The organism is Monashia sp. NPDC004114, assembly GCF_053603855.1.
This window is the reverse complement of sequence record NZ_JBSGGK010000013.1, coordinates 43,142-55,864: the sequence shown is the minus strand read 5'-3', so window position 1 is coordinate 55,864 and position 12,723 is coordinate 43,142. Positions and strand designations below refer to the sequence as shown.

The window sequence follows — 12,723 nt, the reverse complement described above, 5'->3', positions numbered from 1 at the left end:
GTCTCGAGCGGAGGCTCAGCGAGCCGAGCTCGAGTAGGGCAGCAGGGCCATCTCACGGGCGTTCTTGACGGCCGTGGCGATGAGACGCTGCTCCTGAACGGACACACCGGTCACGCGACGAGCGCGGATCTTGCCGCGGTCGGAGATGAACTTGCGCAGCAGCGCGGTGTCCTTGTAGTCGATGTTCTCGACCTTCGCCGCCTTCAGCGGGTTGGCCTTCTTCTTGGGCTTGCGCACAACGGGCTTTGCCATCGTGGTGCTCTCCTTCAGGATGAGAGCCCGGGGTTCGAGCCCCGGGATGGGTTCTTCATGTGGTTGGTATGCCGCTCAGCCGGGCTGGGCGGCGAATGCTGACCTGCTCGATCGGGTCGGATCAGAACGGGGGCTCGTCGTAGCTGGGAGCCTGCCCCCAGCCACCCTGACCGCCGGCCGCGGGCTGCCCCCCGGCCGCGGGCTGACCGCCACCGGCGGGCTGTCCCCAGCCGCCCTGGTTGCCGCCCTGGTTGCCACCCTGGTTGCCACCCTGGTGACCGCCCTGGCCGCCGGTCGCCCACGGGTCGTCCTGCCCGCCGCCGCTCCAGCCGCCCTGGTTGCCACCTTGGCCGCCACCGAAGCCGCCGCCGCCACCCCGCTGGGTCTTGTTGACCTTCGCGGTCGCGCTGCGCAGCGACGGGCCGATCTCGTCCACGTCCATCTCGACGACGGTGCGCTTCTCGCCTTCCTTCGTCTCGTAGGACCGGGACTTCAGGCGACCGGACACGATGACCCGCATGCCTCGCTGGAGTGACTCGGCGACGTTCTCCGCCGCATCACGCCACACCGAGCAGCGCATGAACAGCGTCTCGCCGTCCTTCCACTCGTTGGTCTGGCGGTCGAACTGCCGAGGCGTCGAAGCCACGGTGAAGTTCGCGACAGCGGCCCCCGACGGCGTGAACCGAAGCTCGGGGTCGGCGGTCAGGTTGCCGATGATCGTGATGACGGTGTCGCCTGCCATGAGTGGCTCCGTTCAGTCCTGCGTTGGGTGATCGTGCCGGGGTGACCGCGCCGACGGGCTCGCGCCCGCCGGAGTGATCGAGGTGATCGAGGTGGTCGTGTCGATCCGGGACGTGGTCAGGCGCCCGGACGGAGCAGCTTGGTGCGCATGATCGACTCGCTGAGGTTCAGCTGACGGTCGAGCTCCTGCGCGGTGGCCGGCTCAGCGGTGAAGTTGACGACGGCGTAGATGCCCTCGGACTTCTTCTTGATGTCGTAGGCCAGGCGGCGACGGCCCCAGACGTCGACGTTGTCGACCGTGCCACCGTCGTTCTTCACCACGGCGAGGAACTTGTCCATCGTGGTGCCGACGGTGCGCTCCTCGGTCTCCGGGTCCAGGATGACCATGAGTTCGTACTGACGCATGCTTCTAACCCACCTCCTCTGGTCTCAGCGGTCGCGGGTCTTTCCCGTGACAGGAGGGTTGCAAACGTCCCGCCGGGCCCCAGCCTCTCAGACCCCACCGACTCTCGGCCGGTTTCGTCCACAGGTAGGTGCACGGCGAACCCGCCAAGACTACCGGTCGCGGCCGGGTCCGATGAAATCGGCGCGGCACCCGGGACCGGCGCTCAGCTCCGCGTGACCCGCTGACGCATGGCCAGCATCGTGCTCAGCCACTCGGCATACTCCTGCTGGGCTGCCTCCCACAGCGTGGCCCCGTCGTTGAAACGCACGGGGTCGGCCGCGGCGTAGGCGTCCCCGATCTCCCGGGCCGCCACAAGCTCCACATCGATGACGTTCGCAAGAAGCTGGTGTGCGGCGAGCAGCGCCGGGTCCTTGACCGCGCGCCGCGCGACCGTGTCCCGCAGCCCTTCCAGCGGTGCGACCACCTCGGCCCGCACCCGAGCCGCGAGCGCCGGCAGGTCGGTCGTCGGGGACCCGACGATGTCGGCCAGGGCGGTGCGGACGCCGATCAGGCGTCGCCCGACGTCGGGCACGAACCCTGAGAGGTATGCCGTCACCTCGGCGTCCTCACCCACCGTCGAGCGTGCGGTGTCCCCGGTGTCGCCGAGGTGCTGGCGCACCATCGCTGCCATGGCCGCCTCGTCGAACCGAGGCGCCACGACATCTCGGGCGGCAACCACTGCCTGTGCGAGGCCGGCCGCGAGCACCGCCGCCAGCGCGAGGACAGCGACAGTGCGGCGCCGCCGCGTGGCCGGCGTGGACCGAACAGCAGCAGCGCGCCCGTTCTCACCCGACTCGTCGGGCTCGGCGAGGCGGCCCGGCCGCCGACCGACCAGTAGGGCTGAAACGAGGACTGCCAGGAGCAGGCCCAGACCGACTGCCGGGCGCAGGCTCACCATGACGAACTCGACGGTGATCGCGCCGCCATAGGACGAGTTGACGATGACGAAACCGAGGGCTGCGACGGTCGAGGCGACGAGGCCGGACACGAGCCCGAGGGCGATGCCCACGAAGCCCCAGCGGATCCGGGACACGACCATCGCGACGAGGCCGGCCACGGCGAACACCCAGACGTAGGCGTAGTACCGCTGTTCGAGAACCTGCTGGTTCGGCGCCGGTCCGGCAAGGGCGCGGTAGAGCCAGATCGACGCCGCTGCGAACCCGCCCGTCGTGAGGCCGATGAGGGCGGCGACCGCGACATCACGCGCAGACGTAGGGGCAGCCCAGTGGGGCGCCTCTGGATGAGTCGAACCGAACGCCGACGCCGTCACGAACGTGTGCTCGGCGTCGAGCCCGCCGTCCGGGACCTCTCGCGTCGACGAACCTGCAGGGGGCTGCTTCTCGAGGAGCCAGTCCGGTGGCGCGGCAGGCACCCGTCGCAGACGGGACCCGGCGAATGCGAGGGCTGCCACCGCGGCCGCCAGGACCAGGGCTCCCCAGCCGACGGCCAACGGCACGACGATCGTCACCGTCGCCGCAGCGCCGAGCATCCAGCCACCCAGGTCCAGCGCCTGGGTCAGGGTCGTTGCTGCCCACAGCACCAGGACGAAGACGAGGGTCGAGACGAGGACGCACAGAGCGGCATACGTGCGACGGCCGACGGACGGGGCGACGGCGGTCGCCAGCTCCCCGAGCGCGGCGACGACGACCGTCGCGCCCGCGGACGCGAGCGCCGACACGAGCACCACCCACGGATGGTCGAACCCCGTGACCGTGCTCGCGCCGACCTGCCCGAGCGACGCATACCCGCCGAGCGCATGGCCGACGAACACGCCACCGGCGAGCCGCAGGGCGTCGGGCCGCACCGACGGGCCCGCGCCTGCGCCCGGGGCAGTGACGCGGCACACCAGCGAGCGTCGCCACAACCCGAGCCCGAGGGTGGTCCCGAGCATCGCACCGACGAGTGCGGTGCTGATGATGACGGTGTGCTCCCGGACCGACGGCAGCGTCGTGACGACCGAGACGAGCAACGGCACCACGAGCGCGGCCAGGAACGCTGCCGTCAGACCGTCGAGGACGGACAGTCGAGTGGCACGGGCTGGGTCGGCGAGCGTGGCACGCCGCTCGGCTGGGTCTGGGTGGTACGCGAGCGGTCGTCGCCACCGGGGCAGCGGCCTGGGCCGGACCCGGTCCAGGAGCAGGGCCAGCGACTCGCGCCGCGCCGGGCTGCCGGCGCTGTCGAGGTCGGCCTCGAACTCGCGACCCCTGAGGATGGCCGCCGCTGCCAGCGCGGTCACGGCGAGGAGAACTGCCGCCCGCCACAGATAGGACGGCAGCAGCGAGAGGTCCCGCTCAATGGCAGCCAGCACCACGGGAGCGACGAGGAGCGGGACGAGCGCCAGCCAGAACGAGCGAGCGGCCCAGGCCAGCACGACGTCGCCGCGGCGTACATGCGCCAGCTCGTGGAGTACGAGAGGGTCGAACATGCGCGCGTCGCGCGGACGGATGGCCACGGCTGTCGGCAGCACGATGCGGTACCGGCCGGGGAGGCCGTAGCTGAAGGCATCCCGGGTCGACGGCGGCCCGACGACGACCCGGGGGAGGTGACGGAGCCCGAGCTCCGCGCCCAGCTCGCCCACACGTGGCGTCGCCATCGTCACCGCCGCACCATGGGTACGCAAGCGCCGTCGGCGCTCGATCACGGTCGGCACCACGAGCGCCACCGCGACCCCCAGCAGAGCCGCCAGCAGGGCACCCCCGATCGCGAAGGCGGCCAGCGTGGTCTGGGCGGACGCGACGCACGCGAGGAACGACTGCTCCTGGAGCAGGCTGCCCTCGACATCGGTAGCGCTCGGCGACCCCTGCCCCGCGGAGCAGTCCGCCACCTGCTGGACCCAGTCGACACCGAGTGACGTCTCGTGGTGGAACCACGTACCGACGAAGAGCCCGGCGCTGAGCAGCGCGCCGACCAGCACGAGGCCGCGCACCGCAGTCGGCGAGGGCAGGGCGAGCACGCGAGGGCGCGTCAGCGGGTCGTCCCTGGGGAGCGCCCTCGCGACCGCCGCATCCGTCGCATCCGCCCCGGCCGCCGCATCCGCCCCGGCCGCCGCATCCGCCCCGGCCGCCGCATCCGCCGCATCGGTCGAGGTCGTCGAGACAGGGCTCTCGGGCCGGTCGACCGGACCGCTCGGGTTGGTGGACATCGCAACCTCCCTCACACGGAGGGCCCGCTGGCGGGTGAGAGCTGGAGAGTCAGCGGGCGACGACGAGGCCGCCCACGACCGCATCGGCCAGCAGCGCCGCCAGCTCGTCGACGAGGCCGAGGCTGCGCCCCCGCTCGAGGGCGACGTCGTGGATCTGGCGCGCCTGCTCGGTCGTGAGCGCGAGCGGCGCCTCGCCGGCCGAGGCAGCCGCCGTTGCCGCCGCGCCGGCCCCAGCGTCGGCAGCACCTTCTGCGGACGGCTCCGGCAGTCGCAGGAGCCGTCGGACGAGCGGGGCGAGCACCGAGCGGCTGTCGGTGTGCACGGCGTCGGACACGAGGCCGACGATGAGCTGGATCACCGGCGTCGCCACAGCGAGGACGTAGGGCGTGAGCAGCGCGATGTCGATCCCGAAGCCGACCGGCTCGTCCCGGCCATGCGGCCGCAGCGTCGCCGCCGGGTCGTCGAAGTAGTCCTCGGCGGTCTCGTCGAAGACGGGGAGCTCGTCGGGCGCGGCCTGGGCCAGCACCGACTGGGCCAGCACACTGATGAGCGCCCGATCCTCGGGCCGGGCCCGATCCGGTGCAGTGCTCATGTGCCTCACCCCCCAGCTGCGGTCACGGCGAGGACCGCTCACCCAAGTATCCGCCCGGACCGCCCCCAGCTGCTGCCCTTGATCCGGGAAGGTCACCGGATCAAGGCGCAGCGGCGGCCGGCTCACGTGAAGCGGACGATGACCGCGTCGTCGGCGCCGGTCATCGGCCCGGCGAGGTCGTCAGGATCCGGCCCGGACCGGCCCCACCGCTCGCGCGCGCGCAGCCAGATCACCGCAACGAGCCAGAGCACGGCGACGACGCGAAGCATCGAGAAGAAGGCGTACCACGCAGCCGGCAGGCCCCGGTCGGGCACCGTCGTCGCGGCGATCGTCAGCCAGACCGCCACGAAGTTGAGTGACTCGGCCCCGGCCCAGATGAGATGGTCGCGCCACTGCATGGCGCACCACGCGATGAGCGGGACGAGCCACAGCGAGCTCTGCACCGTGAACGACTTGCCGGTGACGAGCACGAGTCCCACCATGACGAGCGAGACCTCGGCGATGGTCGGGCGGCGCGCCGACGACAGTGCGAGGACCGCCCCGGCGACGAGAGCGGCGATCCACCCCACGACGGCCAGGGCTGTGACGACGCCGTCGGGCAGCGGGTGGCCGGCCAGCTGAGGCAGCAGCCACGGGGAGCCGTACCCGGCCCCGGCCGATGCCCAGCCCTGGTACGCGGACCCAGCGGCCGCCGGGTTGAGCAGCCAGATCCCTGCGAGCACGGCACCGAAGACGAGCAGCGCGTAGCCGGCCGTCCGGGCGTACTCGCGAAGCCGTCCCGAGCGCAGGCTGAGCAGGCCGATGGCGACGAGGATGAGGACCGGGTAGGACCGTGCGCCGATCGCGAGCCCGAGGAAGACCCCGGCGAGCGTGGGGTTGCGTCTGGCCCAGGCCCACATGCCGGCGCTCGCAAGCACGACACCCAGCAGATCGGCCGAGATGAACCCAGCGAGCGCTACGACGGGTGACAGCGCCACGTGCGCCGCGGAGATCGGCTCGCGCGCCGAGGACGCGACGAGCCAGATGATGAGGAGGATGCCCAGCGTCAGCAGCACCGCCCACAGGGCGAAGAACCATGCCGCCCGGGCGCGCAGCGACCCGTCCGGCACGAGGCTTGCGACCGCGGTCAGTGCCAGGCCCGTCAATGGGGGCTGCCCCGTCACGGGTGCCCCTTGACCACCCTGGAGGTATGCCGCCAGGCCGGCCTTGATGTTCGCGTCGCGGTACGCGGCCGGCAGGTCCGCGTAGCAGGCGTTCCAGAACTGGCCGTCGCCCGTGAAACCCGTGCGCAGGCAGGGCGCTCGCAGCAGGATGCCGAGCCCGACCGTGATGGCCGTGAGCACCGACAGCATGGCGGCCGTCACCACCCACGGAAGCTCGCGCGCCGCGGCATACCGTCCGCGCGGGCCGCCGATGACCTCAGAGGCTGCGGTCACGACGGGGTCGCTCATCCTCGGGTCATCCTCCAGTCGACGCGGTCAGCTCTACGGCCGGACTCACCCTAACCTGCCGAACCTCAGCCGCTCGGCGCGCCGTGACCGGGTTTGGTCGTCGTGGAGTCGGACGGGAGCGGCGGCAACGGGATCGACACCGTTGGCGAATCCGTGGTCGTCGGCGGCTGGGGCTTGCCGGTGCCGTTGGTCTTGGTCTCCGTCGGCTGCTGCGTCGTGGTCGTCGGCGACTGCGTGGTCGTCGGCGGCGCGGTCGTGGTCGGCGGCAGCGTCGTGGTGGTCGTCGGCAGCTTGACCTTGTCGTCGCCGATGCCGGCCCGCTCCGGGAAGGGGATGATGTCGGTGCCGTCCAGCGTCGGGCGCATGAAGTCGAGCCAGATGTTGGCCGGGATGGTCGACCCGTCCGGCATCGATGACTCCGCCTCGGTCAGCGGCAGGCTGCTCTTGCCGTCGTCGGTGGGTTTGTACATCCCGACCGAGACGGCCAGCTGCGGGACGAAGCCGGTGAACCACTTCGAGCGGTTGTTCTCCGACGTACCGGTCTTGCCCGCGACCGGGCGGTCGCCCAGCCCTCCATCAGCCAGCGAGTGGCCGATCTTCGTCGCGGTGCCGCCCTTCTTGACGGTGTAGGTCATCGCATCGGTGGCGTCGGCAGTGACGTCCTTGTCGAAGGCGCGCTTCGTCTCGGGCTTGGCCTCGTAGCTGAAGCCGCCGGTCGTCGAGGTTACGCTCTTGACGATGTATGGGGTGCTGCGGATGCCCTGCGCCGCGATCGTCGAGTAGGCCGATGCCATGTCGATGACGTGCGGAGCCGCCGTGCCGAGGATGTTGGTCAGGTCGTTGTTGTTGATCGACGGCGTGGTCACGGGGATCCCGGCGTCGATGGCCGCCTGGCGGGTCTGCTTGGGCCCGATCTGCTCGTTGAGGTTGACGAACGCGGTGTTGATCGAGCGGCCGATCATCCGGCGCATGTCGACCATGCCGTACGACACGTTGTTGAAGTTGTTGATCGTGGTGTCGGCGAACGTCTGGGGGGTGTCACCGTCGAACTGCGTCTTGGTCGAGATCCCCATGCGGAGTGCGGCCAGGACACCGAAAGGTTTGAAGTTCGAGCCACCCTGAAGGATCGCCTGCGTGGCGGAGTTGAACTGGCTCTTGGCATAGTCGGCGCCGCCGTACATCGCTACGACCGCACCGTCGCCGGGGCGGATCGCGACCAGGCCGCCCTGCACCTTCTTGGGCAGGTTCTCCTTCATCGCGGCGATCGCCGCGTCCTGCGCCTTCTTGTCGATCGTGGTGGTGATGCGCAGACCGCCGGCGTCGATGTCGCGGTCCGTGAGGCCGTTGGCAAGCAGCTCCTTCTTGACCTGCGCCGTGACGTAGCCGTTCGGGCCGGCCGAGAACTTGTTGCTCTTGTACGGCAGGATCTTCGGCAGCGCGGTGTACTTGGCGCGCTCGGCCTGGGTGAGCCAGCCCTCGTCGACCATGCCGTTGAGGACGTAGTTGAAGCGCTTCTCGAGGTTGGCCTGGGCGCGGTCGCCGTTGGCGGGGTCATAGAGCGACGGGGCGTTGATGACCGAGGCGAGCACTGCGCCTTCGGGAACGGTGAGCTTGCCCACGTCCTTGCCGAAGTAGGCCTTCGAGGCGCTCTGGATGCCATAGGCGCCGCGGCCGTAGTAGATGGTGTTGAGGTACTTCTCGAGGATCTCCGACTTGGTCAGCTGGCCGTCGATCTTCATCGCGATGAGGATCTCCTTGGCCTTGCGGGAGATCGTGCGGTCCTGGGTGAGGAAGTAGTTCTTGACGTACTGCTGGGTGATCGTCGAGCCACCCACCTGGGCCTCGCCGGTGACGCTCGTCTTGATCGCGCGCAGGATGCCGCCGACCGAGATGCCGTTGTTCTGGTAGAAGGTCCGGTCCTCGGCGGCGATGTGCGCGTCCTGCACGAACTTCGGGACCTGCGACAGCTTCACCGACTCGCGGTTTCCGTCCTGCACCGCGATTCGGTCGAGCTCGGTCTTGCCGTCGGCGTAGTAGATGATCGAGACCTGCCGGTTGGCGATGTCGTTGGGCTGCGGGATACCGATCTTGTTGTAGGCGATGATCACGCCGAGGACGCCGAGCACGAAGAGCGCGAGGCCGGTGATCGTGCCCCACTTGAGGGTGCCGATCACCCACTTGCGCCACCCGGTGCGACCTTCCTCGTCGTACCCGTCGTAGAAGTCGGTGCCGCCATCAGGGCCGCCACTGCCGTTGCCGCCCCCACGCCGACGGCCCTTCTCCGCCGCGATCTGGGCAGCACGGACCTCGTGCCTGCTCTGAGTCACTACCCTCTCCATTCACCGATTTGGCCCGAGAATCGTCCCGGGCCGCATATCAGTATGGCCTGCACCATGCCAAGACGACGAAACGAAGTCCGGGACGCACAAGTTCCGCACAGAACGATCACAAGGACGTTCAGGGAGCCGTGCAACCTGCGGGCGGGGACAACCGGTACCTGTCAGTGTGACGACGACAACGGACCCAGGCCCGGTGGCTGCACCGGCCCTGACGAGCCCTTGGACGGGAGGCGCAGTGGAGCGCGACGGCTTCGACGCCTTCGTGACCGCGCGTGCGAGCGCCCTGCTCCGGACGGCATACCTGCTCACCCGCGACCGAGCCCTCGCTGAGGACCTCGTGCAGACCTCGCTGGCCAAGGCGTGGTTCGCCTGGGGCCGGATCGAGGGCCAGCCGGACGCCTACGTCCGCAAGATCATCGTGAACACGTACTCGAGCTGGTGGCGGCGCCGGTGGAACGGCGAGGAGGCCACCGCCGACCTGCCCGAGGCCCCGGCCGGCGGCGACCACGGCCCGGCAGCCGGCCGCGAGTCGAGACGGGTCGAGGAGCGCACGGACCTGTGGCGCGCCCTCGGGCGGCTGCCCAAGCGACAGCGAGCCGTGGTCGTCCTTCGGTTCTACGAAGACCTGTCCGAGGCCGAGACCGCCGAGATCATGCAGTGTTCGGTCGGCACCGTGAAGAGCCAGGCGAGCCGAGCGCTCGCCAAGCTCCGGGTCGACCCGTCCCTGACCGACACCGTTGCGACGAGCGAGGAGAACGCGCGATGAACCTCACCGACCTGCGCGAGGAGCTGGCCCTGCTCGCCGACGACCTCCAGCCCGCTCCGGCCGAGCTGTCCACCGGTGTGGCCCGCAAGGTCGCCCGGACCAAGCGCCGACGGGCCGTCGGTGCAGCCGCCGCGGCGTGCGCCGCCTTGGTGGTCACCGGCGTTGCCGTGGCCGGCTCGCTCGGTCGCCCTGCGGCGCCGGTCGTCCCGGCCGCGCCGGTGAGCAGCGGCCCGATGCTCGGAGCGGACGGTATGCCGTTCCGCGCGGTCCCGCAGTCGAGGGGGGACGTCGTGCGCGACGGCCTGCGCTACCGGGCGACCGTCGCGGACAACCACCTGGCCGTCGCGTCGATCGGCGAGCGCGGCCAGAGCTCGGTCACGCTGACGTGGACCCCGACGACCACGCGGATGGCCCTGACTGCCGACTGCTGGCTGCCTGGTGTCGACGACCGCACCGCGCAGCGGGCCTGGGCCTACTTCGTCCTCGACGGGCGCCGGCTCTTCGGCTCCAGCTGCGCATCGGCCACTCCGAGCGGCGACCTGCCGTCGAGCACCGCGACGCCGGAGCCGGGCAAGGGCTGGCCGGAGCTGACAGTCGGCCGTCCGGTCACGGTGAGCGTCGTGGTGGTGGACCAGAAGACCAACCAGCCCGTCACCGCGCCGTCGCTGCGGGTGGCGGGTGCGGCATACGACCTCGGTGAGCAGGTGGAGGTCGTCGACCCGACCACGGGCGCCGTGGTCGCCGAGCTCCCACGAGTCCGTGAGTACGGCGGCTACCTCTACCGGCTCGACGGCCAGGTGTCGGTCGCGTCGTTCAGACCGCGACAGTGGATCGTCGAGGCCACACCGGCCAACGCACCGTTCCTCGTCACCTACGGCTCCGCGGGTGTGGGCGGCGGCGACGTCGGCACCGACCGGCTCAAGGGGCTGAGCTCGGACAGTGGTGCCAACTCCTCCGGGGGTCAGGCCACGACGCCGCAGCCGGCCTGGCCGGCGCACACGGTCGAGCTGGTTCACGAGGGTCCGCTCCCTCGAAGCGGCGTGATGCTGCTGGCGATCTACACGCTCGTCCCCTGACCCCCGCTCCCCGGCAACACACCGAGCAGTTGCAAGATCCGGCGGCTATTACCGTCGGATCTTGCGGCTGCTCGGTGTGTTGCGCATTGGGGGCTCCTACGGTGGGGCGTGGCGAAGTGATCACCGTGATGTATCGCGTCGATATATCTCGCGGTGTATGGTGATGCCGTGCCACGGACATCGCGACCCCCGAGCCGCCGTGCGGCGTTGCTCGAGTTCGCGATTCTCGGGGTGCTCCACGACGGCCCGCTCCACGGGTACGAGCTGCGCAAGCGGCTCACCACGGCCCTCGGTATCTTCCGCGCCCTGTCCTATGGCTCGCTCTACCCGGCCCTGCGCTCGCTCGTCGAGGCCGGGCACATCCACGAGACCGAGGAGCAGCCGACCCGCGGCAGCAAGCGGCCGCGGATCACGTACGAGCTGACCGCGGACGGCAAGGAGCACTTCCAGGACCTTGTCGCCGCCTCCGGCCCGGACGCCTGGGACGACGACGACTTCGACGTGCGCTTCGCGTTCTTCTCGCGCACGGAGGCCCAGGTCCGGCTGCGCATCCTCGAAGGGCGCCGGTCGCGACTGGAGGAGCGCCTGGCCAACATCCGCGACGCCTCGACCCGCAACCGCGAGCGCATGGACAGCTACACCCTCGCGCTGCAGCAGCACGGCGAGGAGCGCGCGGAGCGCGAGGTCCGGTGGCTCGAGGAGCTCATCGTCGCGGAGCGGCGGGCGGCCCTGGACCCCGGGCCCACGGCATACGACGACCTCACCACGCCATCGAGCATCACCAAGCACGACAACACCACAGAAAACAAGGAGTGATCCATGGGATCCGTACGCGTCGCCATCGTCGGCGTCGGCAACTGCGCGAGCTCGCTCGTGCAGGGTGTCGAGTACTACAAGGACGCTGATGCGGCCGGCACCGTGCCGGGCCTCATGCACGTCAAGTTCGGCCCGTACCACGTCAGCGACGTCGAGTTCGTCGCCGCGTTCGACGTGGACGACAAGAAGGTCGGCAAGGACCTCGCCGAGGCGATCAACGCCTCGGAGAACAACACCATCAAGATCTGCGACGTGCCCACCAGCGGCGTCACGGTCCAGCGCGGCCACACCCTCGACGGCCTCGGCAAGTACTACCGCCTGACCATCGACGAGTCAGCGGCAGAGCCGGTCGACATGGTCAAGGCGCTCAAGGACGCCAAGGCCGACGTGCTCGTCTCCTACCTGCCGGTGGGTTCCGAGGAGGCCGACAAGTACTACGCGCAGTGCGCCATCGACGCGGGCGTCGCCTTCGTCAACGCGCTTCCGGTGTTCATCGCGTCCGACCCGGAGTGGGCCGCGAAGTTCGAGGCGGCCGGCGTGCCGATCATCGGTGACGACATCAAGAGCCAGGTCGGCGCGACGATCACGCACCGGGTCATGGCCAAGCTGTTCGAGGACCGCGGCGTCGTGCTCGACCGCACGTACCAGCTCAACGTCGGCGGCAACATGGACTTCAAGAACATGCTCGAGCGCGAGCGTCTCGAGTCCAAGAAGGTCTCCAAGACGCAGGCCGTCACCTCGAACCTCACCGGCCCCCTCGCCGGCAAGAAGGACGACCGCAACGTCCACATCGGCCCGTCCGACTACGTCGCGTGGCTCGACGACCGCAAGTGGGCCTACGTCCGCCTCGAGGGTCGCGCCTTCGGTGACGTGCCGCTGAACCTCGAGTACAAGCTCGAGGTCTGGGACTCCCCCAACTCGGCCGGCATCATCATCGACGCGATCCGCGCGGCGAAGATCGCCAAGGACCGCGGCATCGGCGGCGCCCTGCTGTCGGCGTCGTCGTACCTCATGAAGTCCCCGCCGGAGCAGCGCGAGGACACGGTCGGCCGCGCCAAGCTCGAGGCCTTCATCCGCGGCGACGAGCCCCGCTGAGGCTGACC

The 12,723-nt window shown here is 70.2% G+C and carries 11 protein-coding genes; 4 read left to right on the top strand and 7 right to left on the bottom strand.

What is annotated here, in order from left to right:
- Positions 1-15: 15 nt before the first annotated feature.
- The 7 genes from rpsR to ACWEOW_RS16625 all read right to left on the bottom strand — a co-directional run bounded on the left by rpsR (position 16) and on the right by ACWEOW_RS16625 (position 8,950).
- Entirely contained in the window at positions 16-252 is a 237-nt protein-coding gene (gene rpsR, locus ACWEOW_RS16655; RefSeq protein WP_013494395.1) for a 30S ribosomal protein S18, read from the bottom strand.
- A gap of 121 nt (positions 253-373) precedes the next feature.
- Complete coding sequence (locus ACWEOW_RS16650) at positions 374-994, bottom strand: single-stranded DNA-binding protein (RefSeq protein WP_452270337.1); 621 nt, start codon at positions 992-994, stop codon at positions 374-376.
- A gap of 116 nt (positions 995-1,110) precedes the next feature.
- Positions 1,111-1,398, bottom strand: coding sequence for a 30S ribosomal protein S6 (gene rpsF / locus ACWEOW_RS16645; RefSeq protein WP_452270336.1), 288 nt, complete (start codon positions 1,396-1,398; stop codon positions 1,111-1,113).
- A 203-nt stretch (positions 1,399-1,601) separates the two neighbouring features.
- The gene (locus ACWEOW_RS16640; protein WP_452270335.1) at positions 1,602-4,580 is read right to left on the bottom strand and encodes a M48 family metalloprotease; all 2,979 of its coding nucleotides are present in this window, start codon (positions 4,578-4,580) and stop codon (positions 1,602-1,604) included.
- A 49-nt stretch (positions 4,581-4,629) separates the two neighbouring features.
- Positions 4,630-5,172 carry a hypothetical protein gene (locus ACWEOW_RS16635; RefSeq protein ID WP_452270334.1) on the bottom strand — a complete coding sequence of 181 codons (543 nt, stop codon included), beginning with the start codon at positions 5,170-5,172 and terminating at the stop codon, positions 4,630-4,632.
- Positions 5,173-5,294: 122 nt separating this feature from the next.
- Complete coding sequence (locus ACWEOW_RS16630; RefSeq protein ID WP_452270333.1) at positions 5,295-6,623, bottom strand: glycosyltransferase 87 family protein; 1,329 nt, start codon at positions 6,621-6,623, stop codon at positions 5,295-5,297.
- 65 nt (positions 6,624-6,688) lie between these two features.
- Positions 6,689-8,950 (bottom strand): transglycosylase domain-containing protein, encoded by a 2,262-nt coding sequence (locus ACWEOW_RS16625; RefSeq protein WP_452270332.1) that lies wholly within the window; start codon positions 8,948-8,950, stop codon positions 6,689-6,691.
- A 247-nt stretch (positions 8,951-9,197) separates the two neighbouring features.
- Between ACWEOW_RS16625 and ACWEOW_RS16620 the strand changes: the two genes are divergently transcribed.
- The 4 genes from ACWEOW_RS16620 to ACWEOW_RS16605 all read left to right on the top strand — a co-directional run bounded on the left by ACWEOW_RS16620 (position 9,198) and on the right by ACWEOW_RS16605 (position 12,715).
- Entirely contained in the window at positions 9,198-9,728 is a 531-nt protein-coding gene (locus tag ACWEOW_RS16620; RefSeq protein ID WP_452270331.1) for a SigE family RNA polymerase sigma factor, read from the top strand.
- Positions 9,725-10,804 carry a hypothetical protein gene (locus tag ACWEOW_RS16615; RefSeq protein ID WP_452270330.1) on the top strand — a complete coding sequence of 360 codons (1,080 nt, stop codon included), beginning with the start codon at positions 9,725-9,727 and terminating at the stop codon, positions 10,802-10,804. Before ACWEOW_RS16620 ends, ACWEOW_RS16615 begins: the two co-directional genes overlap by 4 nt.
- A gap of 168 nt (positions 10,805-10,972) precedes the next feature.
- Positions 10,973-11,620, top strand: coding sequence for a PadR family transcriptional regulator (locus ACWEOW_RS16610; protein ID WP_452270329.1), 648 nt, complete (start codon positions 10,973-10,975; stop codon positions 11,618-11,620).
- A gap of 3 nt (positions 11,621-11,623) precedes the next feature.
- Positions 11,624-12,715 (top strand): inositol-3-phosphate synthase, encoded by a 1,092-nt coding sequence (locus tag ACWEOW_RS16605; RefSeq protein WP_452270328.1) that lies wholly within the window; start codon positions 11,624-11,626, stop codon positions 12,713-12,715.
- The last annotated feature ends 8 nt before the right edge of the window (positions 12,716-12,723 follow it).

Coding starts and splice junctions, on each gene's coding strand:
- rpsR (WP_013494395.1), bottom strand. CDS start 252: ATGGCAAAGCCCGTTGTGCGCAAGCCCAAGAAGAAGGCCAACCCGCTG.
- ACWEOW_RS16650 (WP_452270337.1), bottom strand. CDS start 994: ATGGCAGGCGACACCGTCATCACGATCATCGGCAACCTGACCGCCGAC.
- rpsF (WP_452270336.1), bottom strand. CDS start 1,398: ATGCGTCAGTACGAACTCATGGTCATCCTGGACCCGGAGACCGAGGAG.
- ACWEOW_RS16640 (WP_452270335.1), bottom strand. CDS start 4,580: ATGTCCACCAACCCGAGCGGTCCGGTCGACCGGCCCGAGAGCCCTGTC.
- ACWEOW_RS16635 (WP_452270334.1), bottom strand. CDS start 5,172: ATGAGCACTGCACCGGATCGGGCCCGGCCCGAGGATCGGGCGCTCATC.
- ACWEOW_RS16630 (WP_452270333.1), bottom strand. CDS start 6,623: ATGAGCGACCCCGTCGTGACCGCAGCCTCTGAGGTCATCGGCGGCCCG.
- ACWEOW_RS16615 (WP_452270330.1), top strand. CDS start 9,725: ATGAACCTCACCGACCTGCGCGAGGAGCTGGCCCTGCTCGCCGACGAC.
- ACWEOW_RS16605 (WP_452270328.1), top strand. CDS start 11,624: ATGGGATCCGTACGCGTCGCCATCGTCGGCGTCGGCAACTGCGCGAGC.